The 23,432-nt window shown below is 48.9% G+C and carries 22 protein-coding genes and 3 pseudogenes; 14 read left to right on the forward strand and 11 right to left on the reverse strand.

All coding sequences use genetic code 11. The annotated features are described in order from the left end of the window. Positions 1-3: 3 nt before the first annotated feature. The gene (pntB, locus tag ACJ9N4_RS09690; protein ID WP_182918518.1) at positions 4-1,392 is read left to right on the forward strand and encodes a Re/Si-specific NAD(P)(+) transhydrogenase subunit beta; all 1,389 of its coding nucleotides are present in this window, start codon (positions 4-6) and stop codon (positions 1,390-1,392) included. Positions 1,393-1,461: 69 nt separating this feature from the next. On the opposite strand, the gene uspE is transcribed toward pntB, so the two are convergent. From uspE to ACJ9N4_RS09705, 3 genes and pseudogenes are all read right to left on the reverse strand, one after another. Continuing rightward, on the reverse strand, positions 1,462-2,412 hold the full coding sequence (gene uspE, locus ACJ9N4_RS09695) for a universal stress protein UspE (RefSeq protein WP_182918517.1): 951 nt from the start codon (positions 2,410-2,412) through the stop codon (positions 1,462-1,464). 136 nt (positions 2,413-2,548) lie between these two features. Continuing rightward, positions 2,549-2,821, reverse strand: a pseudogene (locus tag ACJ9N4_RS09700) (site-specific integrase); the annotation flags it as partial. 239 nt (positions 2,822-3,060) lie between these two features. Continuing rightward, the gene (locus ACJ9N4_RS09705) at positions 3,061-3,369 is read right to left on the reverse strand and encodes a hypothetical protein (protein WP_182271260.1); all 309 of its coding nucleotides are present in this window, start codon (positions 3,367-3,369) and stop codon (positions 3,061-3,063) included. Between the two features lie 173 nt (positions 3,370-3,542). On the opposite strand from ACJ9N4_RS09705, the gene ACJ9N4_RS09710 reads away from it, so the two are divergent. Continuing rightward, a complete protein-coding gene (locus ACJ9N4_RS09710; protein WP_182918515.1) occupies positions 3,543-3,698 on the forward strand; it encodes a hypothetical protein in 156 nt (51 codons plus the stop codon). A gap of 457 nt (positions 3,699-4,155) precedes the next feature. On the opposite strand, the gene fnr is transcribed toward ACJ9N4_RS09710, so the two are convergent. The 4 genes and pseudogenes from fnr to ACJ9N4_RS09730 form a co-directional block, all read right to left on the reverse strand. Continuing rightward, positions 4,156-4,908, reverse strand: a complete 753-nt coding sequence (gene fnr, locus ACJ9N4_RS09715; protein WP_182271263.1) for a fumarate/nitrate reduction transcriptional regulator Fnr — start codon at positions 4,906-4,908, stop codon at positions 4,156-4,158. A gap of 183 nt (positions 4,909-5,091) precedes the next feature. Then, on the reverse strand, positions 5,092-5,607 hold the full coding sequence (ogt, locus tag ACJ9N4_RS09720) for a methylated-DNA--[protein]-cysteine S-methyltransferase (protein WP_182271264.1): 516 nt from the start codon (positions 5,605-5,607) through the stop codon (positions 5,092-5,094). Positions 5,608-5,617: 10 nt separating this feature from the next. Further along, a pseudogene (locus ACJ9N4_RS09725) lies at positions 5,618-5,803 on the reverse strand (AbgT family transporter); the annotation flags it as partial. Continuing rightward, entirely contained in the window at positions 5,784-5,921 is a 138-nt protein-coding gene (locus tag ACJ9N4_RS09730) for a hypothetical protein (protein ID WP_182920087.1), read from the reverse strand. The gene ACJ9N4_RS09730 and the pseudogene ACJ9N4_RS09725, both read right to left, overlap by 20 nt. A gap of 332 nt (positions 5,922-6,253) precedes the next feature. On the opposite strand from ACJ9N4_RS09730, the gene ACJ9N4_RS09735 reads away from it, so the two are divergent. The 5 genes from ACJ9N4_RS09735 to smrA all read left to right on the forward strand — a co-directional run bounded on the left by ACJ9N4_RS09735 (position 6,254) and on the right by smrA (position 12,249). Then, positions 6,254-6,796: a fimbrial protein gene (locus tag ACJ9N4_RS09735; RefSeq protein ID WP_182918513.1), complete on the forward strand. Its 543-nt coding sequence runs from the start codon at positions 6,254-6,256 to the stop codon at positions 6,794-6,796. A 59-nt stretch (positions 6,797-6,855) separates the two neighbouring features. After that, a complete protein-coding gene (locus ACJ9N4_RS09740; RefSeq protein ID WP_182918512.1) occupies positions 6,856-7,566 on the forward strand; it encodes a molecular chaperone in 711 nt (236 codons plus the stop codon). Between the two features lie 39 nt (positions 7,567-7,605). Next, positions 7,606-10,110: a fimbria/pilus outer membrane usher protein gene (locus ACJ9N4_RS09745; protein WP_182918511.1), complete on the forward strand. Its 2,505-nt coding sequence runs from the start codon at positions 7,606-7,608 to the stop codon at positions 10,108-10,110. After that, a complete protein-coding gene (locus ACJ9N4_RS09750) occupies positions 10,107-11,099 on the forward strand; it encodes a fimbrial protein (RefSeq protein ID WP_411500432.1) in 993 nt (330 codons plus the stop codon). The genes ACJ9N4_RS09745 and ACJ9N4_RS09750 overlap by 4 nt, the downstream gene beginning before the upstream one ends. A gap of 586 nt (positions 11,100-11,685) precedes the next feature. Continuing rightward, positions 11,686-12,249, forward strand: coding sequence for a DNA endonuclease SmrA (smrA, locus tag ACJ9N4_RS09755; protein ID WP_182918509.1), 564 nt, complete (start codon positions 11,686-11,688; stop codon positions 12,247-12,249). A 40-nt stretch (positions 12,250-12,289) separates the two neighbouring features. Here smrA and tcp read toward each other — a convergent pair whose 3' ends face one another. Continuing rightward, positions 12,290-13,954, reverse strand: a complete 1,665-nt coding sequence (gene tcp / locus ACJ9N4_RS09760) for a methyl-accepting chemotaxis citrate transducer (RefSeq protein WP_182918508.1) — start codon at positions 13,952-13,954, stop codon at positions 12,290-12,292. Positions 13,955-14,095: 141 nt separating this feature from the next. On the opposite strand from tcp, the gene ACJ9N4_RS09765 reads away from it, so the two are divergent. Then, the gene (locus ACJ9N4_RS09765; protein ID WP_182271272.1) at positions 14,096-14,962 is read left to right on the forward strand and encodes an aldo/keto reductase family oxidoreductase; all 867 of its coding nucleotides are present in this window, start codon (positions 14,096-14,098) and stop codon (positions 14,960-14,962) included. Positions 14,963-15,021: 59 nt separating this feature from the next. Here ACJ9N4_RS09765 and ACJ9N4_RS09770 read toward each other — a convergent pair whose 3' ends face one another. Beyond that, complete coding sequence (locus ACJ9N4_RS09770; protein WP_182918507.1) at positions 15,022-15,291, reverse strand: hypothetical protein; 270 nt, start codon at positions 15,289-15,291, stop codon at positions 15,022-15,024. A 167-nt stretch (positions 15,292-15,458) separates the two neighbouring features. Further along, entirely contained in the window at positions 15,459-16,664 is a 1,206-nt protein-coding gene (locus ACJ9N4_RS09775; protein WP_182274504.1) for a serine hydrolase domain-containing protein, read from the reverse strand. 668 nt (positions 16,665-17,332) lie between these two features. Here ACJ9N4_RS09775 and ACJ9N4_RS09780 point away from each other — a divergent pair. From ACJ9N4_RS09780 to ACJ9N4_RS09790, 3 genes and pseudogenes are all read left to right on the forward strand, one after another. Continuing rightward, positions 17,333-17,815, forward strand: a complete 483-nt coding sequence (locus ACJ9N4_RS09780; RefSeq protein ID WP_182918506.1) for a glutathione peroxidase — start codon at positions 17,333-17,335, stop codon at positions 17,813-17,815. A gap of 129 nt (positions 17,816-17,944) precedes the next feature. After that, a pseudogene (locus ACJ9N4_RS09785) lies at positions 17,945-18,762 on the forward strand (AraC family transcriptional regulator). A 76-nt stretch (positions 18,763-18,838) separates the two neighbouring features. After that, the gene (locus tag ACJ9N4_RS09790; protein WP_182918505.1) at positions 18,839-19,201 is read left to right on the forward strand and encodes a cupin domain-containing protein; all 363 of its coding nucleotides are present in this window, start codon (positions 18,839-18,841) and stop codon (positions 19,199-19,201) included. A 127-nt stretch (positions 19,202-19,328) separates the two neighbouring features. Here the strand turns inward: ACJ9N4_RS09790 and ACJ9N4_RS09795 are convergent, their stop codons facing one another. Beyond that, positions 19,329-20,252, reverse strand: coding sequence for a LysR family transcriptional regulator (locus ACJ9N4_RS09795; RefSeq protein ID WP_182271277.1), 924 nt, complete (start codon positions 20,250-20,252; stop codon positions 19,329-19,331). A 161-nt stretch (positions 20,253-20,413) separates the two neighbouring features. Here ACJ9N4_RS09795 and ACJ9N4_RS09800 point away from each other — a divergent pair, with 161 nt between their 5' ends. The 3 genes from ACJ9N4_RS09800 (at position 20,414) to ACJ9N4_RS09810 (ending at position 23,270) form a co-directional block, all read left to right on the forward strand. Beyond that, the gene (locus tag ACJ9N4_RS09800) at positions 20,414-21,334 is read left to right on the forward strand and encodes an alpha/beta hydrolase (protein ID WP_182918504.1); all 921 of its coding nucleotides are present in this window, start codon (positions 20,414-20,416) and stop codon (positions 21,332-21,334) included. Between the two features lie 66 nt (positions 21,335-21,400). Beyond that, on the forward strand, positions 21,401-22,036 hold the full coding sequence (locus tag ACJ9N4_RS09805) for an SDR family oxidoreductase (protein WP_182918503.1): 636 nt from the start codon (positions 21,401-21,403) through the stop codon (positions 22,034-22,036). A gap of 79 nt (positions 22,037-22,115) precedes the next feature. After that, on the forward strand, positions 22,116-23,270 hold the full coding sequence (locus tag ACJ9N4_RS09810; protein WP_182918502.1) for an NADH-dependent flavin oxidoreductase: 1,155 nt from the start codon (positions 22,116-22,118) through the stop codon (positions 23,268-23,270). Positions 23,271-23,432 lie beyond the last annotated feature (162 nt).

Consider the following 23,432-nt stretch of genomic DNA (forward strand, 5'->3'; position numbering starts at 1 on the left):
CATATGTCTGGAGGATTAGTCACAGCCGCATACATTGTTGCTGCAATCCTGTTTATTTTCAGTCTGGCGGGACTTTCCAAACACGAAACGTCTCAGCAGGGTAATAACTTTGGTATCGCCGGGATGGCGATTGCGCTGATTGCCACTATCTTCGGGCCGGACACCGGTAACGTTGCGTGGATCCTGGTGGCGATGATCATCGGTGGCGCAATTGGTATTCGTCTGGCGAAACGCGTTGAGATGACCGAGATGCCGGAGCTGGTGGCGATCCTGCACAGCTTCGTGGGTCTGGCGGCGGTACTGGTGGGCTTCAACAGCTATCTGTATCACGAAGCGGGCATGGAGCAGATTCTGGTCAACATTCATCTGACCGAAGTGTTCCTCGGCATCTTTATCGGTGCCGTGACCTTCACCGGTTCGATTGTTGCATTCGGCAAACTGCGCGGGAAAATCTCGTCTAAACCGCTGATGCTGCCAAACCGTCATAAGCTGAACCTGGCGGCGCTGGTCGTATCATTTGTACTGCTGGTGATCTTCGTGCGTACCGAAAGCGTAGGTACTCAGGTGCTGGCATTGCTGGTGATGACCATTATTGCGCTGGCGTTTGGCTGGCACCTGGTGGCTTCCATTGGTGGTGCAGATATGCCAGTGGTGGTCTCAATGCTGAACTCCTACTCCGGTTGGGCGGCAGCAGCGGCAGGTTTTATGCTGAGCAACGACCTGCTGATCGTCACCGGTGCGCTGGTGGGTTCTTCCGGTGCGATCCTGTCTTACATCATGTGTAAAGCGATGAACCGTTCGTTTATCAGCGTTATTGCCGGCGGTTTCGGTTCTGATGGTTCTTCTACCGGTTCTGATGACGAAGTGGGCGAACACCGTGAGATCAACGCCGAAGATACTGCGGATATGCTGAAAAACTCACACACCGTCATCATCACCCCAGGCTACGGCATGGCGGTGGCGCAGGCTCAGTACCCGGTAGCGGAAATCACCGAGAAACTGCGTGCGCGGGGTATCAAGGTTCGCTTTGGTATTCACCCGGTTGCAGGTCGTCTGCCTGGTCACATGAACGTACTGCTGGCTGAAGCGAAAGTGCCTTACGACATCGTGCTGGAGATGGATGAAATCAACGATGATTTCACCGATACCGACACCGTACTGGTTATTGGTGCCAACGACACCGTTAACCCGGCGGCACAGGACGATCCGCGCAGCCCAATCGCTGGTATGCCGGTTCTGGAAGTGTGGAAGGCGCAGAACGTGATTGTCTTCAAACGCTCCATGAACACCGGTTATGCAGGGGTTCAGAACCCGCTGTTCTTCAAAGAGAACACTCACATGCTGTTTGGCGATGCCAAAGCCAGCGTGGATGCGATTCTGAAAGCGCTGTAAGTTGTGTCGATGTGAAAAAGCCGCCAGATTTGGCGGCTTTTTTTACTGGCGGCTACCGGACGTTATGGCTCAATCGTCCTCTGGATCGTCCAGTTCAACCGGAGTCTGGTATTGATCCGGCTTGATGACCAGCAGGTCGCAGCGCAGATGGTCGATTACCTGTTCGGCAGTATTCCCCAGGAAGGCGGCGGAAATACCGGTGCGGCCAATGGTACCCAGTACCACAATCCCGGCCTGCAGGTGTTCTGCTAAATCCGGGATCACTTCTTCAGGCAACCCTTTTTCCACGTGCGTCATTTTTTCATCAATACCGAATTTCTGGCGCAACGCTTTCATCGCCAGCAGGTGCTGACCACGGATCGCATCGTTATAGACGCTCGGATCAAATTCAGGCAGTTCAATCGCAATATTGATCGGGGTGACCGGATAAGCCCCCACCAGATGCACTTCGGTGTGGTTAACCTGTTCGGCAAGCTGCAGTGTCTCTTTCACCAGCTTTTCGTTCAGTGAATTATGATAATCCTCTTCGCTCGCCAGGTTTACAGCCACGACGGCTTTACCCCCTTCAGGCCACGGCTGGTCTTTCACCATCCAGACCGGGCATGGGCATTTACGCAACAGGTGCCAGTCGGTAGGCGTGAAAATTACGGATTCCAGTTTGTCGTGCTGGTGCGCCATTTTCAGCAGCAGGTCGTGCCTATCGGCAATAATTTCCTGAATAATGGCTTCGAAAGGTCGGTTGTGCCAGACCACTTTAATATCGATAGGGACACCCGCTTCGAGGTAGTATTTCGCCTGCTCGCGGATCCACGCAGTACGTTGACTGATCACTCCCTGACGCATAGCCGTACGCTCGTCAGGCGACAGAAGGGTGGTCATCTCGTATGAGAAGTCATAGATCGGCAAAAACGCTTTGATTTTGCCACCAATCCGTTGATGTAAATACACAGCACGCCGTAACGCGGGTTGATCGTCCTGGTTAGGATCGATGGCCACCAGCATATTTTGATACTTTGCCATACAGGTCTCCTTACAACTGTCACCACAGTCTGTAAGTAAAAGAGTAACCTATATATCTTGAATCAAACAGGGGGGAAGTTTTTGCCAGATCAATAAATCACTAAAATTTATTGGTAATTCTTGAGTTGCACTGATTTCAAAGGCATTTCTTCGTGTTCGTAACGCTCTGGGGGCGTGATGGGGGCAAACCGGTCGTAATTCTGTTGGTTATGATAGTCACCTGGTCCTTGTCCATATCGCCGATCCATTTGGCATAAACTACGTAAACCCTCCTGGAATCCTCATGACCCATTTGAGTAGCAATAAAGGAAGGGTTGGCCCCTGCCGAAAGAGACCAGCATGCATAAGTGTGCCTGGACTGGTATGGGTGACGTTCGCGAATTCCCGCTCGGCGTAAACCCTGCTTCCATCCATAGGATATAGCGTTTTTGGAAAAATAACCCACTTTCCTGCACTATGAGAACACGATCACAACAAAAGGCGACCTTTTTGCAGCAGGGCATTGCAAAGGTCAATTAAACAGCATACATTTCATGTAAATATAATATCGTCGTCCATAGCTTTGATTGTCGACACAAAGAATTCAAGCCCGAGGTCAACGCTTTGGGCTTTTCATTTATGGATTAGTTTTACGATCGCTTGATATTATTATTTCTTCTTGTCAGTGAAGTGGTTTGTAGCAACTGTTGTGCCGATCGTAAGAGCCACACCAGCAATAGATTTTACAATTGTTCCAGCGTTTTCAGCTATTGCCTTTGTGCATCCAGGACATAATTCTTCATCGTATGCTTTTCCGCCTTTAGCATAATCATCGCAGCCAGGTGTCCGGCAAGCATAAAGAATCCCATGACATTCCGGGCACTCACATTTATCACGCTGGAAAGTGTTTTCTTCGATGATGAATGGGCTAACAGTCTCACGGCAATGACCGCAAATGCCTGCATGTTTAATAGCCATAAAATTTCCTCGTGATAGTTTAGATAGCGATCTTATCGGCCTGTTTAGCAGGAGATTTAATCAAATTTTTTTATGGACTCGCTCTGCAGGTTTTTTCTTAGGGTTGCCAATTGGCGACCTTTTTTATTTCTCAACACAGCACCCGTGCTCAGCGAGGTGAGAGCATACATCGCATGGAAAAAATAACCACTGGTGCTGCCTACAGCCCCGAGCAGTGGAACGCTATCCCATGCCCCGATGGTGTTGGGTATGACGAGTGCATCGCGAAGATGATCCTGCCGATCAGCGCCAGTAATAGTGTCGGCCTGTTCATGGTGCTCGGCGGCTGATCATTACGCCATTCTGACGGGAATCTGACAAACCTGTGTAATAATGACCCAAAAATTAACGGGAATGACAGGTGATGGGATTTCAATATTGGTTCACGGTATGTGCAATTTTTCTGACCTGCCCCTTTATGTTTGTTCAATCGATTATCTTTTTGCGACGAGGTGTCTACACCAAAACCTTCAAGGGGACGATGCGCTGGCAGGTGAGTTTGACGATTATGTCGTGCTTAATTGCTGCGACGAATCCGGGAATTGTGAAACTGGAGAGAGGCGTGGGAGCTACGAAAAATGGGCGTGGTTTTAGGGGTGTTAAATGAACTGATATACTCCGCTATTGTCTGGTAATGGATTTATCATGTCGTTGATATTACAATAATTTATTGAATATTGATGGATAAAAAAGCCAGATCAATAAATTACTGAAATTTATCAATCTGGCATCAGTCATGCGGTGGTTTTATGCCACGTTGCGGGAGTTTCCGGCGAGTACCGCCAGCGCTTCACCGTTTTCGATGGTGATGTATTTACCTTTAACGGCCAGCATGCCGCTTTTCTGGAAACGACCCAGCAGACGGCTGATGGTTTCAACGGTCAGGCCCAGGTAGTTACCAATATCGCCACGCGTCATGGTCAGGCGGAACTCACGCGGGGAGAAACCACGCTCGGCGAAACGGCGGGAGAGGTTATAGATAAACGCAGCCAGTCGCTCTTCTGCATTCTTTTTGGAAAGCAGCAGGATCATGTCCTGATCGCCTTTGATCTCACCGCTCATCAAACGCATCATCTGCTGGCGCAGGTTAGGCATTTTTCCGGACAGGTCATCCAGCGTTTCAAACGGGATCTCGCAAACCATTGAGGTTTCCAGCGCCTGAGCAAAGCTCGGGTGATGGCCAGTACCGATGGCGTCAAAGCCGACCAGGTCGCCCGCCAGATGGAAGCCGGTGATTTGCTCATCACCTTGTTCAGTGATGGTGTAGCTTTTAATGGTGCCAGAACGGATAGCATAGAGCGATTTCAGTTCGTCTCCCGCTTTAAACAGCGTCTGCCCTTTCTGAATAGGCTTTTTGCGCTCGATGATATTATCAAGCTGATCGAGTTCATGCTCATTCAGGGTAAACGGGATACAGAGCTGGCTGATGCTGCAATCCTGACAATGGATAGCACAACCGCCAGACTGAATGCGTCGTATAATTCGCTTTTCTGGGATCATAGGTTTGCTCAAGCCTTAATTGATATTAGTCAATTTTAACATCTTTTTGGTAAGTACGTAAGCCTGACAAACCACCAATAAGAACAAGAGACGACAACGTGTTGCCATCTTCTTGAAATTCCACAGCTTGATTATGGATTTTTAGCCTAACTGGAAGAAAATTAAGCACAAAAAGCCTGGAGTCTACAGCAGAAGATACCCTTCGTGGCGCAGCAACCACTCTTTCCGCTGCACGCCACCGGCATAGCCCGTCATGGTGCCGTTACGGCCAATAACGCGATGGCAGGGCACGACGATACTGACGGGGTTGGAACCATTCGCGGCACCCACCGCGCGCGCCGCACCTGCGCGACCTAACTGCTCGGCGAGCTGGCCATAGTGCATGACATGCCCGCAGGGAATGCTGCGCAGTGCCTGCCATACCTCACGCTGGAAGGGGGTTCCCGCCGTGGCGGTTGGCAGGGTGTCGATGATGCTGAGGTCGCCCTCAAAATACGCCGTGAGCTTATCGCTCAGTCCACCCGGATTGGTGGCGCTGATGCGCTCATAGCCCTGAGTACGATAATGAATATCGAGCAGCTCTTCCATGCGGTTGCTGTGCTCTTCCCATTCGACAGCGCGCAGGCTGAACTGCTCGTCCGCGATAACCCACAGCGGCCCAAGCGGCGTCGCAATTTTGTCTTCGAGTAATCTCAGCATCAATATTCCTTTAGTGCAGCCCCGGGTATATCCCCGGTCCAGTCGGCAGGCCGACAAGATACCATGTCACCCGCATTATCAGCCATACCCCTAAAAAGATAAGCGGATAGGGCAAGAGCAGCGAATAGTAGGTACCCCGTTTTGCTTCGGGTTTATCGCGTTGCAGGAAACCTAAACTAAAAACTATCGGGAAGGGTACCCGGCAACAGGAACGCAATCTGACCTTTTTCAGGACGAAAATCTTCAATCAGGACAACACCTTTCAGGTTTTTCCAGCGTGGAAAATCACCTTCCAGTTCTGAACTGTCAAGCACGTACGATTGATGGACTTCAATGCGGCCATGTCCCTGATCAATCTTGCTCTGTTCAGATACTTTGCGTATTTTATTTTTATATTAATTTTTTTAAATTTAATATAATTTAATTGACGTTTAATTATATTTAAATTGTGCCGCATCATGAGTGGTGGCATATTAATTTAATATTAATAAATCGAATGAGGCATGAGAAAACAGTCTGATTTTCTATGGTGAGTATAGGGCTCGGAAAATTTTATCTGCGTGGTTGCTTGCTGTTTTTCTTTACTTCCCTTTCGTTAATAAAAACATTTATCTGGTGATGAATAAACATAAATAAGGAATGCATTATGTGTAAAAAGTCGCTTTGCGCGTTGTTTATTGGCAGTCTGCTCGCGGGGGGCATGTCATCCGCTTTCGCAACAGATACGGGGACAGTCACTTTTAACGGGAAGATTATTGACGATACTTGTGATGTCACCGTAAACAGTACGGACGCTAACGGTACCGTTACGTTTAAAGACGTCTATCCTTCGGCATTTACTGCTGATGATTCTGTTGGCGATTCCCAAACATTCGATATTGCGTTGACGGGTTGTGATACCAATATCGACAAAATCAATCTGAAGTTTAATGGTACAACCGTCACCAGTAAGACGAGCGTGCTGAAAACAACAGGAGTCGCCACTAATGTGGGGGTCCGTCTGGTTAACTGGGCGGGGGCCGATGTTCTGTTTGACAATTCAGAGCCTGCATCAACATCGGATAAAACCGTGAAAGGCACCGGAGCGGCGACCTTCACTTATACGGCGAAGGTCGTACAGGTAGGGTCGGTTAAACCGACTGCCGGTGATTATACCGCGCAGGCAACTTATACGCTGCTTTATCGTTAAAGTATTGTAAGTATCTGGCTGATATCCAGTCAGATATTCCTGATGACCGGGAACCATTTATGAAGTGGAATATTGCAGCCATTGCTGGTGTTATTTTATTCGCCAGTTCGGCCCAGGCTGGTGTTGTGCTCGGTGGCACCCGGGTTATCTATCCTGCCGATCAGGCAGAAGTCCAGATATCTTTAAAAAATAAAGATAACGATGAACGCTATTTAGTTCAAAGTTGGGTGAGCAATGTTGATGACAGCAAAGCCCCCTTCGTTATTACGCCTCCGATTTATAAGCTAGAAGAGGGGCGTCAAACATTATTACATGTGGTCTATACCGGTAACGGCAGCGCGTTACCACAGGATCGCGAATCGCTCTTCCTGGTAAATGTGAAATCAGTATCGGCTATTCCAGAATCACTGAAAAATAAAAACACATTACAGTTTGCCATAAAAACACGCGTTAAGCTGTTTTGGCGTCCAGGAAAATTAAATGGCTACGATGCGAAAACCGCCTGGGAAAAAATCCAGTTTCACCGCCAGGGTAATCAACTGATAGCGAAAAACCCAACACCTTATTATATCACGTTTGGTCAGTTGACTGTAGGTGGCAAAGCCGTTGTTCCGTCGGATGAAAAAAACACACCATCGGCTATCAGTATGATGGTGGCACCATTAAGTGAACAGCATTTTACTTTATTAGCGGGTAGTACCGGCAATGCTGAGTGGACTGCCATCAACGATTTTGGCACAGAAACAGTATCTCATAAGCAGTCATTGTAATTGGATGAAATAAATGGAATTTAATAAGAGAATTTTATCATGCCTGCATCGCGACCAGTTCGAACATGGGTCCTGAATGCTATTGTATTCAGTTTATATTCAGTCTGTAGCTCAGTATTCGCTGAGGACTATTTCAATCTTAGCGTTCTGGAAACCGATTCTCCGCTTGAAAATACTGGTGCCATTGAATCCTATTTGAAAAATAATGGTCTGACACCAGGGCGTTATCTGACAAGTATTATCTGGGATCAAGATAAGATTGCCAAAAAAAATCTGACGTATGTTTTATCGCCGGATAAAAAGAAATTAATTCCACAACTCACCAAAGGTGAATTGCGCCAGTTTGGTGTGAAAGTCGATACGGTCAAAACATTCGCTTCGTTCGCGGATAATGACGTCATCGGGGATATCGCCGATTATCTTCCCGAAGCCAGCTATGATTTTAGTCCTGATACGCAAACCCTGCATTTACGCATTCCGCAAATTTATCGTAATGTCGCCGCAGTGGGTGAAGTGGACCCGCAAGAGTGGGATGAGGGTATACCGGTGCTATGGTCGAGTTACTATATTTCCGGTTCTCGCCAAAAAAACGGCAGTAATACGGATAATTCGCAATGGATGAGTGCGAACTCTGGTCTGAATATAGGGCCGTGGCGGCTGCGTAACAACAGTACCTGGGAAAATAGCAATGGCTGGGAGTCAATCAGCACCGTGTTACAGCGCGATATTAAAGCGCTGAAAAGCCAGTTTGAGTTGGGCCAGACTTATACCGACGGCGAGTTGTTCGACAGCGTGCAGATGACAGGCGCGAAGATAGAAACCGACATCAGTATGTTGCCCAGTAGTCAGCAGGGTTTTGCGCCTGTGGTGCGCGGTATTGCGAACAGCGACGCGAAGGTGACGATCAAGCAAAATGGTTACACTATTTACCAGACCTATGTTTCCTCCGGGCCTTTTGAGATCCGTGATTTAAGCCAGGTAACCGCTGGCGCGGATCTGGAGGTTACCGTTCAGGAAGCCGATGGTTCAGAGCATAGTTTTATTCAGGCCAGTTCGTCCGTACCGGTACTGCAGCGTGAAGGGGCGCTGAAATACAGCATCGCGGCGGGACGTTACCGCGATGTCGATGGTGGCGAGGAGCCGGACTTTGCGCAGGCGACGGTGATTTACGGCCTGCCTTACGGCATTACCGTCTACAGTGGTTTACTCGGCGCATCAATGTATCGCTCGGGCCTTGTGGGGATCGGTGCGGATTTACACAACTTAGGCTCTGTCTCAATGGATGTGACTGCGGCGAAAGCGTCATTAGGCGATGAGGGCGACTCGCAAGGGCTATCATGGCGTGCGCAGTATGCAAAGGATTTCCCCATTACCAACACCACGGTGACACTGGCGAGCTACCGCTATTCAACTTCCGGGTTCTACACCTTCCAGGAGGCGATCGACCGACGCGACAACAAACAGTATGACGATGATGACAGCATTTACAGCTATCGGAACACCAATAACCGTCGCAGTCGTTTGCAGGTGAATTTATCACAGTCGGTTGGGGAGTGGGGGTCCGTGTATATGAATGCCTACCAACAAGATTACTGGTATATGGAGGGGCATGAGCGGAGTGTAAGCATGGGATATAGCACGACCTGGGCAGGCACCAACTGGTCAATCAACTATAGCCTGACGAAAACGCCCTCAACGGATGACGACCATCAGCTCTCTTTAACGTTGAATATTCCTCTTTCTCGTTGGCTACCCGATGCCTGGGCAACCTATAGCCTGAACAGCTCGAAGAATAGCAATACATCGCATCAGGTAGGGATCAACGGGACGGCGCTGGCGGACAATAATCTGAGCTATAACCTGCAGCAGAGCTATACCGATAATAATATTGGCTATGGCGGCTATCTTTCAGGTCGTTACCGTGCCTCTGTCGGGGAGTTCAGTTCTGGTTATAGCTATCAGGGGGATAACCGTCAGTGGAACTACAGCGCACAAGGGTCAATTGTCGCGCATCCTAACGGGATCACGCTGGGGCGCTCACTGCAGGATGCCTTTGCTGTGGTGCATATTAACGATGGCGCGAATGTCAAAATTCAGGGTGGGCAAGGGATTTATACCGACCGCTGGGGCAATGCAATAGTGCCGACATTAACCAACTATCGCCATAATTCGGTGGTGGTCAACACGCAGGAGCGTAGCGATCTGGATATTCAGGAGCCTTCTCTGGATGTCGTGCCGACCAAAGGCGCGGCAGTGGCGGCCAATTTCACCGCACGGAGCGGCAAACGGGTGTTGCTGACGCTTAAACGTGGTCAGGGTTTTGTGCCGTTTGGCGCGATATTAAGCATGGCGGGGACGACGTCCATCGTCGGGGACGATGGCGAAGTGTATGTTACCGGTTTGAAAGGGGCACAGTCGTTTTCCGTGCAGTGGGGAAACTCACCAGATACGCAATGTGAAGGACAGGTGCAGGTACCTGAAGAGGCTAGCGCTCGAATCCTGCTTATTGCGACGACGTGTCAATCATTCAGGGATGAATCATGAAAAAGAGAAAATCGGCATTTTATCTTTATCATATAGTGTGGGTAATAGGTGCCTGGTTTAGTCAATCGGCGTGGGCTATCTGTGAAGTCTACACAGGGGTAATTTCTGACGCTGATTTTTCTATTCCCCCGTTAGTCGTGAATAGCGATGCAGCGATTGGCACAATCCTGTATTCGCAAGATATAACGATGCCTAACGTTTATTTGCGCTGCAATGCAATTGGTGATATTTATCAAGGGTATACGGTGTTAACTGATGCCGATCATGTGACGAATGCGCCAGCGGCAAATACTTATGCGACGAATGTCCCCGGAATAGGTATCCGTTCGGGGTGGGCAAATGACGGAGGTGCTCTCGATCCCGGCAACCTGCTGACGCCCTGGCATAAAGGCACTTCGACGGTGGGTGCTATGGGGTATAACTTTACACTCAATGCGGCGATACAGGTTGTGGTGACTGGCCCAGTATCTTCTGGCACATTAGATACTTCCCGACTGGTAGCCGACTGGAAATACGACAATCTGGTTGTTGGCAAATTACGTTTTAGCGCGTCCAGTGTTAATGTGCAGGCGAATACGTGTACATTGGCCGAAAAGAATATCACCGTACCATTAATGCCCATTTCGACGGATGATTTTGACAATAAGCTTTCGGCGGTGGTTTCGGATGATAGTTTTCGTATTCAGTTAGATAAATGCGAAGCCGGGATTAAAGTGGATTATAAATTTACCACTTCAGGCTCTACCGGCGTCAGCAATAGCAATATCCTGAGCATTGCGAGCGGATCCGGCGCGGCAGAAGGCGTAGGGATTCAGATTCTGGATAGTAACAACACGGTGGTGCAATTTGACACTGAATATGAGGCGGCGGCGCAAACGACAAAAAATCAGTCGGTTTCTATTCCGCTAAAAGCACGCTATATACAGACAGGCACCGTGAAAGGTGGTGATGTCAACGCGGTGGCGACGTTTGAAATATACTACCGTTAAGTCATTCGGCCTGTCGACAGCCAGGCCATGTATCTTCCTCAGTTTCATAACCTTCTTATGCGTTTTCTAACGCGTTACGAAGCGTTCTTTTGGTTAAAAAGCACGCGTGATCTCACTCTGCTCCGCGGGGCAGTTATTATAAGCAGCCAGAAGAGAGGTTTAGCCATCGCTCACTGAATTGTTAATAACACGGTTCAGAAGAGAGGGCAGAAAAATAATATTAGCGTAAGATTTAAATAATAAAAAAACGGAGTCTGCCCGACATCAGGCAGACTCTATAGTACACACAGCAGTACGTCCTTTACGGGTCCCACATGTTTTATTCCTGAGGTAGGTTTAATAAGTTATAACAGCTTTTCTTCAAAATGAAAGGACGCAGAGTGATTGATTTCACGAAATTTTAACTTAAATTCTCCCATTTAATGTCTGCTGAAATTTTAGTTAAGTTTGGTTTAAATATTAATCCTGATTATTTTATATATTCATCAGGTTAATATTTGTGCAACCTCTCTGCAGAGGTACCTGTTATTGAGGCCCACGTCCGGCACAGGTATAGTACAGGCTCAGATGTAGCCGGAGGATTTCCATGAGCCCTGACGACAAATCACTTTTTCTTGATGCCGTAGAGGATGTCCAGCCTCTGAAACGCTGCACGGATATTCACTGGCAACAGAGCCGTAACACGCGGGTGCGTCAGGAGGTGGATACCGAGCAGCTCGATAACTTCTTAACGCTGGGGTTTCTGGAACTTCTGCCGATTGAGGAGCCGCTGGCGTTTCAGCGGGAAGGGGTTCAGCAGGGCGTTATTGATAAACTACGCTCAGGTAAATACTCCCGCCAGGCCAGCTTAAACCTGTTACATCAGCCTGCAGAGCGCTGCCGTCAGATGCTGTTTGCTTTTATCCGCCAGGCCGGACGTGACGGATTACGCAATCTGGTTATCATTCATGGAAAGGGGCGCGAGCAGAACTCACACCCCAATGTGGTACGCAGCTATCTGGCACGCTGGTTACCCGAGTTCGACGATGTTCTCGCTTTTTGTGTGGCGCAGCCCCACCACGGTGGTAGCGGGGCATGTTATGTCTCACTACGAAAATCTGATGAAGCAAAACAAGATAACTGGGAACGTCACGCCAAGCGCAGCCGCTAATGAATGATGATTGCGGGCGATGCGATCGCCCGCGTCAGACTCAGAAGGTTTCCCAGTTGCTGTCGGTGGAATGTGTACTTGCCGTTGCCGGGCGCAATAGCTGTGGCGTTTTTACATTTGTCGGGCGAGGTGCGGCAGCTTTTTCTTTTCCGTTCAGACGAAATGCTGCCACAGCAAGGCGAAGCTGCTCGGACTGATCTTCCAGCGCCGCTGCCGCCGTAGCGGACTCTTGTACCAGCGCGGCGTTTTGCTGTGTGACGCTGTCCATCTGCGAAACCGCAAGACTCACCTGTTCAATACCGCGACTCTGCTCATCGGATGCGGATGAAATCTCACCCATAATATCGGTCACACGGGTAACGGCTGCGACAATCTCTTTCATGGTTGCGCCCGCTTCACTGACCTGGTCAGAACCGGTATTGACCCGGCTGACGGAGTTATCAATAAGCCCTTTGATCTCTTTTGCCGCCTGCGCGCTGCGGCTGGCCAGCGTGCGTACTTCACCTGCAACCACCGCAAACCCACGCCCCTGTTCCCCTGCGCGGGCCGCTTCTACCGCAGCGTTGAGGGCCAGAATGTTGGTCTGGAAGGCAATACTGTCAATCACGCCGGTAATGTGCGCGATTTGCTGCGAGCTGTCGGCAATCTCGGTCATGGTACGGACAACGTTATCCACCACGTGACCACCGCGGGCAGCGGTTTCCGATGCATTTTTCGCCAGCAACGTGGCCTGACGGGCGTTGTCGGAGTTCTGTTTGACCGTGGCGGTTAACTCTTCCATGCTGGCGGCAGTCTCTTCCAGCGAAGCGGCCTGCTGTTCGGTGCGGGCGGAGAGGTCATTGCTCCCGGCGGCAATTTCACCTGCACCAGTGTAGATGGAATCGGTGCTGCCACGTACGGCGCTGACCGTGCTCACCAGCGATTGCTGCATCTCATGCAGGCCGACAGCCAACTGGCCCATTTCGTTACGGCTCCCCAGGGCAATGTCATGTGTCAGATCACCGCCTGCAATGGTACGAATATGGTTCATAATGACTTTCAGCGGTTTTAACAGCAGGTGTTGCAGGCCCTGCCAGATCACCACCAGCACGACAATCACGGCCAGGAAAATGCCTGCCAGTGTCCATTGCATATGGGTAAAGCTACTCTGGTTCTCTTCTGTCGCAGCCTTGAGCAACGTGTTGTTCTCCGCGCGCCAGCGGTTGTAGACCGCTTCCATATCGTCCTGTGCCTGTTGGGCATCCAGATCGCCATAGGCCTGATAGTTGTCGGCACGCAGATACTCAATCGACAGGCGCATCACTTCGTGCATCTGGTTCCAGGATTTTTGCATCTCCTCCGTTAACGCTGCGTTTTGACCGTTAACCTGCGGCATTTTTTGCCAGGTGCTGTAATACGCTTCAGCTTTGCCCAGTGAATCACTCGCGGTACCCAGCAGTTTGTTGATCGCCGCAAGGGAAGCCGGGTCACGCTGGTTTTTCAGGTAGCGGATCGCCACGCGCGTGACGGTGACGCGTGTTTTCACCAGCGTGTTCACGCTGTCGCTCAGGCTTTCCTGCTGGGCATTAAGTATCCCGGAGTTCTGGAAGTTATGACGATCGTTGCTGACGGCGGAGTAGAACAACCCTCCCGTGACAACTTGCAGCAGACAGAATATGGTGAGGGCAAAGATAATACCGGTAATCACGTGCAGATTTTTCAGCATAGCGGTCGTCCGTTAGAGATGCAGGGTTACATAACTACTATCGTCGTAGAGAAATTAAACTTTAATTTAACTATTGCTTAACTAATGGTTCCATAGCGGAACCTGTTGTAAATCCGGATCATTTTTATGAGGAAGGTCAACATGAGCAGCATTGATAAAAGCGGCGCGTATACGCTTGGGACGCGAACGGTTAAACGAGTAGGCTATGGTGCGATGCAGCTCGCCGGACCGGGAGTGTTTGGCCCGCCAAAGGACAAACATACCGCACTGGAGGTGCTCCGCGAGGTGGTGGCTGCCGGGGTGAATCACATTGATACCAGCGATTTTTACGGCCCTCATGTTACCAACCAGCTTATCCGCGAGGCGCTCCATCCATACCGGGACGATCTGACTATCGTGACTAAAATTGGTGCCCGCCGTGGTGAGGATGCCTCATGGCTGCCTGCATTTTCCGCGCAGGAGCTGACGCAGGCGGTGCATGATAACCTGCGTAACCTGAAGCTGGATGTGCTGGACGTGGTTAACCTGCGCATTATGTTTAGTGCTCACGGGCCAGCGGAGGGATCGATTACCGAACCCCTGACCACGCTTGCGGAGCTACAGCAACAGGGGCTGATTCGCCATATTGGGTTGAGTAACGTCACGGCCACCCAGGTTGAGGAAGCGCAAAAGATGGTGCCCGTGGTGTGCGTGCAAAACATGTACAACATTGTGAACCGTGGTGACGATGCGCTGGTGGATACGCTGGCACGGCAGGGTATTGCGTATGTACCGTTCTTCCCGCTGGGCGGTTTTACGCCATTGCAATCTTCCGGGTTACAGGTGGTCGCCGATTCGCTGGGCGCAACGGCGATGCAGGTCGCGCTGGCGTGGTTACTGCAACGTTCGCCCAATATCCTGCTGATCCCAGGGACATCTTCCGTGGCGCATCTGCGGCAAAATCTGGCAGCGGCAGATCTGGAATTACCGCCAGAGGCGATTGATGAACTGAATGTGCTGGTGGATTAACCTGAGTGAGATGTTGCCACCGGCGTATTTGCCGGTGGCATGGCAGAGATTATCGTGTGCTATTTTTTCTGAAACAGAGCGGTTGCTGCAGCCCTCAGCACGCCTATTAGTGGCATCGTTCCGGCACCTGCCAGAAAGTTGCTGCGATCTATTTGATTATTTTTACGAATATCTGCAAAACGGGTAAGCGCACTTTCTTCATTCATGGCGCTAACCTCCTCAAATTGCTTTTTAAAACCCTGCTCCAGCAACTGAGAGGCATTGTTGACGTCTGTTCTCTCTAGCACAATGATTTGCTTATCTTTTTGGAAAAAACAGTAATCCGGCATAAAGGCTCCTGAAAGAGAAGGATACAACAGGAATAATATATTCATTCTGATTCAAAAATGCATGTGATTTGCAGAAAATCTGGAATGAACGGTGCAGGAAAGACGGAACATCAGCGCGCAGAGGGGCCGCCAGTGTGAGATATTGCCGCTAAAAGAGTTAAAGACGTCTAATTTTTCGCGAAACGGTTGCCAGGGATAAGGCTGTCGTTTTTCGCCATATCCATCAATAGCGCGATGCCAATATAATTGCTCCAGTTAAACGTATTTTGCAGCACCACCACGGCATTGCCTCTTTCTTTATCAAAACCGATAAAGCTGGAGTAACCGCCAATATAACCTACCTGATAAGTAATTTTTTCCAGACCGATAAAGTCGGTGGTCCAGGCAATACCCTGTACACCGTCGGGGCGTTGAATATTGGTATTACGGACTTCGGCAAAGACGCTATCCAGTAAGCTATTGTTGGTCGTCGACACGTGATAACGGGCATAGGCTGCCAGATCTTCGGCGTTACTGTATAAACTCGCTGCCGCCACCATGTTGTTGGAAAAATGCCAGTCCGGAGTTAACTGCCCGCGCGGGATAAATTTAGGCTGATCGCCAGCGTGGCCAAGCGCACGCTGTGGGTAACCATTTAACTTCTGGGGAGTAAAGCTACTGTTTGACATTTGCAGCGGTCGAAAAATATAGCGCGAGGCTAAACTCTGAATATCTTCGCCGGTTTTATGTTTCAGGATATAGCCGATCAGGGCGTAGCCGGTATTGGAATATTGCGGTATTTTATGCTTCGGCGCGCGCCAGTTGGCGAGATAACGCAGCACGTTATCGCTGTCCAGCTCGCCATAAAAATTATCACCACTGCTTAAATAGCTGATGAATTTCCCCAGCATTGGAACATCCATATTCTGCCGTGGCAGGCCGGAGCTGTGGGTCACCAGTTCCAGTAGGGTAATTTTTTGTGCATCCGCGCTAAGCGGCGTACCCGGTGGTAGCAATGTCGCCAGGTTATCGTCCCAGCTCAGTCGCCCTTCCTTCACCAGACAAGCCACTACTTCCGCCGTAATCCCTTTGCTGAGCGAACCGAGGGCAAACAGGGTATCGGGTCTCACCGGGTAGCGATGGACCGCATCAGTTACACCCCAGGTGTAAAACTGCGGTGAGCTGCGATTATGGATCACCGCGACCGTCATCCCGGGGACGGATTTTTGTGCCATATAGTGACGCACCACGCTATCAACGTCGCCATCCAGCGATTCATGGGTGAGGAGTTCCTGAGTACCTGCCGGGGAGGACATTTGCGAGAGCGTGCCGCAACCGCTGAGTGACGGGATAACAAGCAGAAGCCAGCGAAATTGTTGAGTGATGTTCTGCATATCCGTCATGTGTGGTGGTCATTGGCGCGCCAGGAATGTATCACACTTAGCCTGCTTCAACGCAATATTTATACGTTTTGGTCGCCATGTTGGTGTCACCGTGATTTATCCGGCATACTTCTTGCCAGGAATACCGGCGGTGAATATCACTACGACTGAACTCTGGCACGCGCAGAAAGTTTGGGTTTGGGAAAACAAAGCGGTAACGCAGCGATTTCGATGTTATCGAAGGAGACAGATTTAGCATTGCGATGGATACCTTTCACCACTATCCCTGGCTCAGTGCAGATCTCCTGTGGTCGGAAATGCATTTTACTGATTTTGAGATCATAGATTGTCGGATGAATTGGAACTGGATTGCGAATGTTTTTTGTATTAGCGGACGATGCAGACGTTCCCGTATTTAAAAGTAATCTAAGATTGATTTTAAATACTATCTACGTATGCGCTGAATTTATCACCAGGGCTATTTATTATTAATAATAACATCATTGTTTTTCCGCGATGCAATACGTGTCAGTTGTATGCGTGACAAATAACTAAAACTGATCATATGATGTTTTTCGCTAATGAAAAAGCCATTTGGCAATACTATCATTAGAGTATCCACTCATCGAACTTAGCAGAACAGGTGCTACGTCGGACAGATTTTACGTGAGGGCACCAGTATGACTCGCTTTTACCAACTGACTGCCACCAGCCAGGATGGGCAGCTTATCTCTATGGTCGACTACGCTGGTAAGGTGGTTTTGGTCGTTAATACTGCCAGCCAATGTGGCTTCACACCACAATACGGTGGCCTTGAAGCGCTTTACAAGAAATATGCCGCTCAGGGATTCGTGGTGCTTGGCTTCCCCTGTAACCAGTTTGGTAAACAGGAACCCGGCGGAGCCGACGAAATTTCCAGAACCTGTTACATTAACTACGGTGTAAGTTTCCCGATGTTCGAGAAAGTAGAGGTAAATGGAGCCGCAGCGCACCCGGTATTCCGTTATCTGAAAAAAGAATTGCCCGGCGTGCTGGGGGGGCGGATTAAGTGGAACTTTACTAAGTTCCTGATCGGACGCAACGGTAAACCACTTAAGCGTTTTGCACCGATGACCACCCCCGAGAAAATAGAAGCAGCAATTCTTGCTGCACTGGAAATCTAAGTGTTTCGGTAGTTGGAACTATTCACTTTAGAGCGCTTACGAAAAATTCATCTCCGGGAGATGATAACCACCCATTCTGCGCTCCAGGCAGAGTGAGGATCCTCCTACAACGGGAAACAGGTGTTACACATGTCGAGTGCACAAGAGAACAAAGACTGGGTCAAACTTGCACACACGCCGGGGAAATAGAACGCCTGGAGGCGTATTTCAGCGGGCATGGTTATGAACCTCATCGTCATGATACCTATGCGATCGGCAGGACATTATCAGGTGTGCAATCTTTTCGTTATCGTGACAGTAAACAACACAGCTTACCCGGTGGGACGATGGTCTTACACCCGGATGAAATTCATGATGGAGAGGCGGGAACGACTGAGGGATTTCAGTATCGAATGGTCTATATCGAACCTGCGTTAATCCAGAAAATATTGGGCGGAAAGCCGTTGCCATTTATTCCTGGCGGGATCTCATCTGATCCCCGACTTTTTGCCGCCGCCGGGTCGTTGTTGAAAGCGCCAGAAGATGCTATCGATATGCTGGAAGAGGAGGATGCGATCTACGATCTGGCCAGGACTCTGGCCGTCGTCGGCGGGCAACGTTTTCGCCGATGCCTGGTGGATTATCAGTCTGCAGAGAGAGCGCGGGAATATATACAAACAGAATTCAGCCAGAATATTACGCTGGATACGTTATCCGCCGTAAGTGGTAAAGATCGCTGGAGCCTGAGCCGGGATTTTCGTGCACTTTACGGAACGAGTCCTTATCGCTATGTAACGATGCGTCGTCTCGCCTACTGTCGCCATCTGATTCAGACGGGCCTGTCGCTTGCAGAGTCTGCTGTAGAGGCGGGGTTTTCAGATCAGAGTCATATGGCGCGCCAGTTTATAAAAACATTCGGCATTTCACCGGGCCGTTGGCAAAAATTTATTCAACGTCACCGTGCCTGAGTTGCACGATCGTTCAAGACTGATGTAGCGACATTATTTATCCTCGACGTTTCTTAGCCATTAAAGGAATGTCACCATGTATTTCCCTGTAAATCTGGAACAAAAATTCTCTCTCTTCGACGCTCACTGGCAGCCCAAAGTCATCGCGCAGATGAACGACTACCAGTTTAAAATCGTGAAAATAGCGGGTGATTTTATCTGGCACTCTCATCCTGAAACCGACGAAGCCTTTATCGTGGTCGAGGGCGTGTTATGTGTTGATTTTCGCGACGGGCATGTCCTCGTCAATCCGGGGGAAATGTATGTTGTACCAAAAGGCATTGAGCATAAAACGTCCGCTGAGACGGTGGTAAAAATGATGATGATAGAACCCTGTGGTGTCCTGAACACTGGTCATGAAGGTGGGGAACGCACCGCAGAAAACGATATCTGGATCTAACCTGGGGTAATTTCAAGCCAGTCGGCCGGACTGGTTTGAAATAGCGCCGGCATTACTCCTCGATCGCAGCAGACCCGTTGAACTCACAGCCAGTAGAGGACAATAAATATTCAGTTTGTTGTCCCGGTTATCCCGTCGTGTTCAGGCGCTTCTCTACCATAAAGTCTATGAAAGCACGAACTTTAGATGGCATTCTTACTCTTGATGATACATAGAGATAAAACCCGGGAAATGAAATACTCCAGTCCTGGAGAATAGGTTGTAAAAGCCCTTTATTGATAAAATCGGATATCGCAAAGTCCAGGTGCTGAATGATCCCTGTACCATTAACTGCCACACGAATCATGCTCTCATCATCATTTGTAATATACCCACCCGAGACTTCAAGTTCGAACTCTTCATTCTTACTCCCGACACGATAAAACTCCCACGGCGGGAGAGCACCGCTACTTCTGTGTCGCAGCCGCACACAATTATGATTGCGTAATTCCTCAGGTGACTCCGGAATTCCGTGCCTGCTTAAATAGTCTGGTGAGGCAACGGTAATCAGTTTGATACGGGGTGAGACAGGAACAGCCGTCATATGCTCTGCCAGGCTCTGTCCAAGGCGAATACCTGCATCGCAACCTTCGGCAATGATGTTAGACAAACCATCATCCATAATGAGCTCTATCTGAATTTTTGGATACCGGTTCAGGAATTCACTGATGACAGGTTCAATGAGCATTCTGGCTGCCACCCGCGATGAATTTATCCTCAGTAATCCGGTGGGTTCAAGCTGGGTATCACCCACATCTTTTAGCGCATCATCTATCTGACCTAAAGCCACCTCCAGAACCTCATACAGGCGCAAACCCTCCTCGGTTAAGGACATATTACGTGTGGTTCGATAGATAAGCTTCGTATTCAAACGCTCTTCAAGTGTCTTCAGGTTTTGGGAGAGTGCCGCACGTGTGATCCCCATTTCAGAAGCGGCTTTGGCAAAGCTGCCGGAGCGTGCAATCAACGCAAACCAGGCAAGCGAAGGCAGAACAGAAGGTTCTAGTTTCATTTATTGTAAACTCATACTTAACACTGTGATAGATATTAGGTTATTGATGATAACCAATGCAAGTTCTACTATTAACGCAATCCGCAGTGCAGCCACGAGTGAAGCGCGGAAAAACGGCATAAACTTTTTACTGACCAGGGTTACATTCCCCGGAGGCCCATATGAAGACTGTTGCGATAAAACATACCTACTGGAACATAGCTGCTGACCTGTATTTTCCGGACGATTTTGATGAGACTAAAAAATATCCGGCAATTATCAGTGCCCATCCGATTGGAAGCTGTAAAGAGCAAACCTCCGGGAGTGTTTATGGTGCCGCACTGGCAAAAGCGGGTTTCGTCGTGATCGCTTTTGACGCGAGTTTTCAGGGGGCGAGTGGTGGAGAGCCTCGCTACCTGGAGGATCCAACCATGCGCGTTAAAGACTTCAGTGTGGTCGTGGATTACCTTGTAACCCTGCCATATGTCGATGAAGCGCGCATTGGTGTGCTGGGTATTTGTGGCGGTGGTGGCTACTCAATTAATGCGGCAATGACAGAGCGTCGAATTAAAGCGATTGGCACAATCACTGGTGCAAACTATGGTCGCCTGATGCGTGAAGGATTTACAGCTTTCGATCCTGTTGGCGCACTTGAAACAATGGCGCAACAGAGAACGGCTGAAGCCCGCGGTACCGGGCTTCGTGTTGATGATTTATTGCCACCGTCTCCAGAAGCGGCTATCGCGGCAGGGCTGACGGAAACCGACCTGTTTGGGGCGACGGAATATTATCGTTCACCACGCGGATATGCTCCAAATGGGGTTAACCGGGCACTGTTTTCTCACCAGAGTGTTGCCGTGGGTTGGGATGCATTTCATCTTGCAGAGGTGCTCTTAACACAGCCGTTAATGGTCGTGGTGGGTGATAAAGTCGGGGCATTTGGTGCATACCGCGATGGATGTGAAATTATTGGCCGGGCGGCGTCCAAAGACAAAGAACTGGTCGTCGTTGAAGGCTGGTCACATTACGATCTATATGATAAGCCCGAGCCTGTAAAACAAGCTCTTGATAAACTTATCCCTTTCTACAAAACGCATCTGTAATTAAATTACCGTGGGGAGAACAAAAGGTTTCCCCACTGTCCTTTTCTTAATTTCTCGGGAAAAAAAGTGAAAAATGTACTGATATTAGGTGCCAGTGGGCAAATTGCTTCCTGGGCTATACATATGCTTGCCTGTCAGACTGATGTAAAAATGACGCTTCTGGTTCGTAACCCCAGTAAACTTAATGGTGAAGAGCCCGTAAATTCAGAGATTGTTATTGGTGATGCATCGGATCAGGCATTCATGGATCAACTTATGGCAGGAAAAGATATTGTTTATGCAAATCTTGCCGGAGAGGTTGATGAGCAGATGAAAGTCATCATTTCGGCAATGAAAAAGAATAACGTTCAACGAATTGTCAGTATTAATACCCTGGGTATATACAATGAAGTACCGGGTGAATTCGGCGAGTGGAATAACCAAACCATTGGTGAGTATTTCCCACCTTACAGAAAATGTGCAGATATCCTTGAATGTTCTGGGCTTGATTACACTATCATCAGAGCAGCCTGGTTGACGGATTATGATGAAGTGGATTATGAAGTCACTCAAAAGGATGAACCATTTAAAGGTACTGAAGTTTCAAGAAAAAGTGTAGCGACACAGGTGGTCAAAATCATAAATAATCCATCAGAGATGGTTAATAAAAATATTGGTTTAAATAAACCAGACACCGACGGTCCTAAACCTGCCTTTATGTGATGTTTTTTTGAAATGACGATGACATTAATTCGCTGAATTCGTAAATGCATTGCGTTATAAAACTTGCCGGAACCATATTATGCAAAATAAATTTTCTTCACTCTTTTCACCCTATATGCTTACCAGATATATAGCGTTACGTAATCGTATTGTCATGGCTCCAATGACGACCTGGTCAGCTAACCCGGATGGCACTATATCAGATCAAGAACTGGCATTTTATCAACGCCGGGCTCGGGATGTCGGTCTGGTAATTACGGGGTGCACCTTCGTAACGCCTGAAGGCATTGGATTCACAGATGAGTTCGCCGCTTATGACGATCGCTTTATAAACAGTCTTGAAAAACTGGCATCTGCGGCAAAGAGTGGCGGTGCTACCGCCATACTTCAGATTTTCCATGCGGGTAATAAGGCCCTTCCTGAGCTTATACCCAATGGTGATGTCGTCAGCGCCAGTATGTCATATGTTAAGGCCGGTGATATTAATAGTGAAGCGATACAAAGCAGGGCAATGACTGAGAGCGAAATACAGACAACAATTCGGGCATTTGGTGCTGTCACAAGAAGAGCAATTAAAGCGGGTTTTGATGGTGTGGAACTTCATGGTGCGCATGGTTTCCTGCTACAGAATTTCTTTTCTCCGCTGTTTAATAAACGTGTTGATCGGTGGGGTGGGGATCTCGAAAACCGTATGCGTTTTCCCCTCGCCGTATTGCAGGAAGTTAAAAATGCAGTGTATGAATGTGCAACGAAACCCTTTGTTATCGGCTACAGGATCTCGCCAGAAGAGTCTGCAGAAGGGGGGTTGAGGATTGAGGATACCTATAAGCTGTTGGACCGACTGATATCATCGGGTATTTCGTATATACATACTTCTCTGGTAAGTGTTAACAACAGCTACCCTGTCGAGTCCCCAAATGGGCCAGAAACTATTGATTTAATTTTAAATCATATTGCTGAAAGAATACCGGTGATTGCTGCGGGAAAACTACGCACACCTGAACAGGCACAGGAAGCACTTTCACGTGGACTTCCACTTGTAGCAATAGGTAAAGGGCTGGTCATTAACCCTGAATGGGTTGCTTTAGTGAAAGCTGGTCGTATAAATGAAATCCAGACATCGCTTAATCCCAGAGCCGTGAAAGAACTGACCATACCCGACAAACTCTGGAATGTTATTCTGGCATCTAAAGGAACAGGGTGGTTTCCTTTAAGCGATGAAAAAGAAATTTAAGAACCCGGGGATTGTGACCTTCTCATCATTCCCCCACGCTACAGTGCCAGCGCTACTCCTCGCCCTAAACAGACATCGTTAATCTCAAGATTAACGATGAGTTCGGATCATCAGCCACTGTAATACCATTGATATTACTGAACCGTTGAACCTGCTTGTGGC

It is taken from the genome of Enterobacter sp. LM3 (assembly GCF_046622475.1).
Taxonomy (GTDB): Bacteria; Pseudomonadota; Gammaproteobacteria; order Enterobacterales; family Enterobacteriaceae; genus Enterobacter; species Enterobacter cloacae_P.

What these genes read in the sequence shown, in the direction of transcription:
- ACJ9N4_RS09795 (WP_182271277.1), bottom strand. Translation starts at nt 20,252, where the DNA reads ATGAAACTAGAACCTTCTGTTCTGCCTTCGCTTGCCTGGTTTGCGTTG.
- pntB (WP_182918518.1), top strand. Translation starts at nt 4, where the DNA reads ATGTCTGGAGGATTAGTCACAGCCGCATACATTGTTGCTGCAATCCTG.
- ACJ9N4_RS09710 (WP_182918515.1), top strand. Translation starts at nt 3,543, where the DNA reads ATGGAAAAAATAACCACTGGTGCTGCCTACAGCCCCGAGCAGTGGAAC.
- ACJ9N4_RS09765 (WP_182271272.1), top strand. Translation starts at nt 14,096, where the DNA reads ATGAGCAGCATTGATAAAAGCGGCGCGTATACGCTTGGGACGCGAACG.
- smrA (WP_182918509.1), top strand. Translation starts at nt 11,686, where the DNA reads ATGAGCCCTGACGACAAATCACTTTTTCTTGATGCCGTAGAGGATGTC.
- ACJ9N4_RS09800 (WP_182918504.1), top strand. Translation starts at nt 20,414, where the DNA reads ATGAAGACTGTTGCGATAAAACATACCTACTGGAACATAGCTGCTGAC.
- ACJ9N4_RS09745 (WP_182918511.1), top strand. Translation starts at nt 7,606, where the DNA reads ATGCCTGCATCGCGACCAGTTCGAACATGGGTCCTGAATGCTATTGTA.
- ogt (WP_182271264.1), bottom strand. Translation starts at nt 5,607, where the DNA reads ATGCTGAGATTACTCGAAGACAAAATTGCGACGCCGCTTGGGCCGCTG.
- ACJ9N4_RS09810 (WP_182918502.1), top strand. Translation starts at nt 22,116, where the DNA reads ATGCAAAATAAATTTTCTTCACTCTTTTCACCCTATATGCTTACCAGA.
- ACJ9N4_RS09770 (WP_182918507.1), bottom strand. Translation starts at nt 15,291, where the DNA reads ATGCCGGATTACTGTTTTTTCCAAAAAGATAAGCAAATCATTGTGCTA.
- ACJ9N4_RS09740 (WP_182918512.1), top strand. Translation starts at nt 6,856, where the DNA reads ATGAAGTGGAATATTGCAGCCATTGCTGGTGTTATTTTATTCGCCAGT.
- ACJ9N4_RS09750 (WP_411500432.1), top strand. Translation starts at nt 10,107, where the DNA reads ATGAAAAAGAGAAAATCGGCATTTTATCTTTATCATATAGTGTGGGTA.
- uspE (WP_182918517.1), bottom strand. Translation starts at nt 2,412, where the DNA reads ATGGCAAAGTATCAAAATATGCTGGTGGCCATCGATCCTAACCAGGAC.
- ACJ9N4_RS09775 (WP_182274504.1), bottom strand. Translation starts at nt 16,664, where the DNA reads ATGCAGAACATCACTCAACAATTTCGCTGGCTTCTGCTTGTTATCCCG.
- tcp (WP_182918508.1), bottom strand. Translation starts at nt 13,954, where the DNA reads ATGCTGAAAAATCTGCACGTGATTACCGGTATTATCTTTGCCCTCACC.
- ACJ9N4_RS09780 (WP_182918506.1), top strand. Translation starts at nt 17,333, where the DNA reads ATGACTCGCTTTTACCAACTGACTGCCACCAGCCAGGATGGGCAGCTT.
- fnr (WP_182271263.1), bottom strand. Translation starts at nt 4,908, where the DNA reads ATGATCCCAGAAAAGCGAATTATACGACGCATTCAGTCTGGCGGTTGT.
- ACJ9N4_RS09705 (WP_182271260.1), bottom strand. Translation starts at nt 3,369, where the DNA reads ATGGCTATTAAACATGCAGGCATTTGCGGTCATTGCCGTGAGACTGTT.
- ACJ9N4_RS09790 (WP_182918505.1), top strand. Translation starts at nt 18,839, where the DNA reads ATGTATTTCCCTGTAAATCTGGAACAAAAATTCTCTCTCTTCGACGCT.
- ACJ9N4_RS09735 (WP_182918513.1), top strand. Translation starts at nt 6,254, where the DNA reads ATGTGTAAAAAGTCGCTTTGCGCGTTGTTTATTGGCAGTCTGCTCGCG.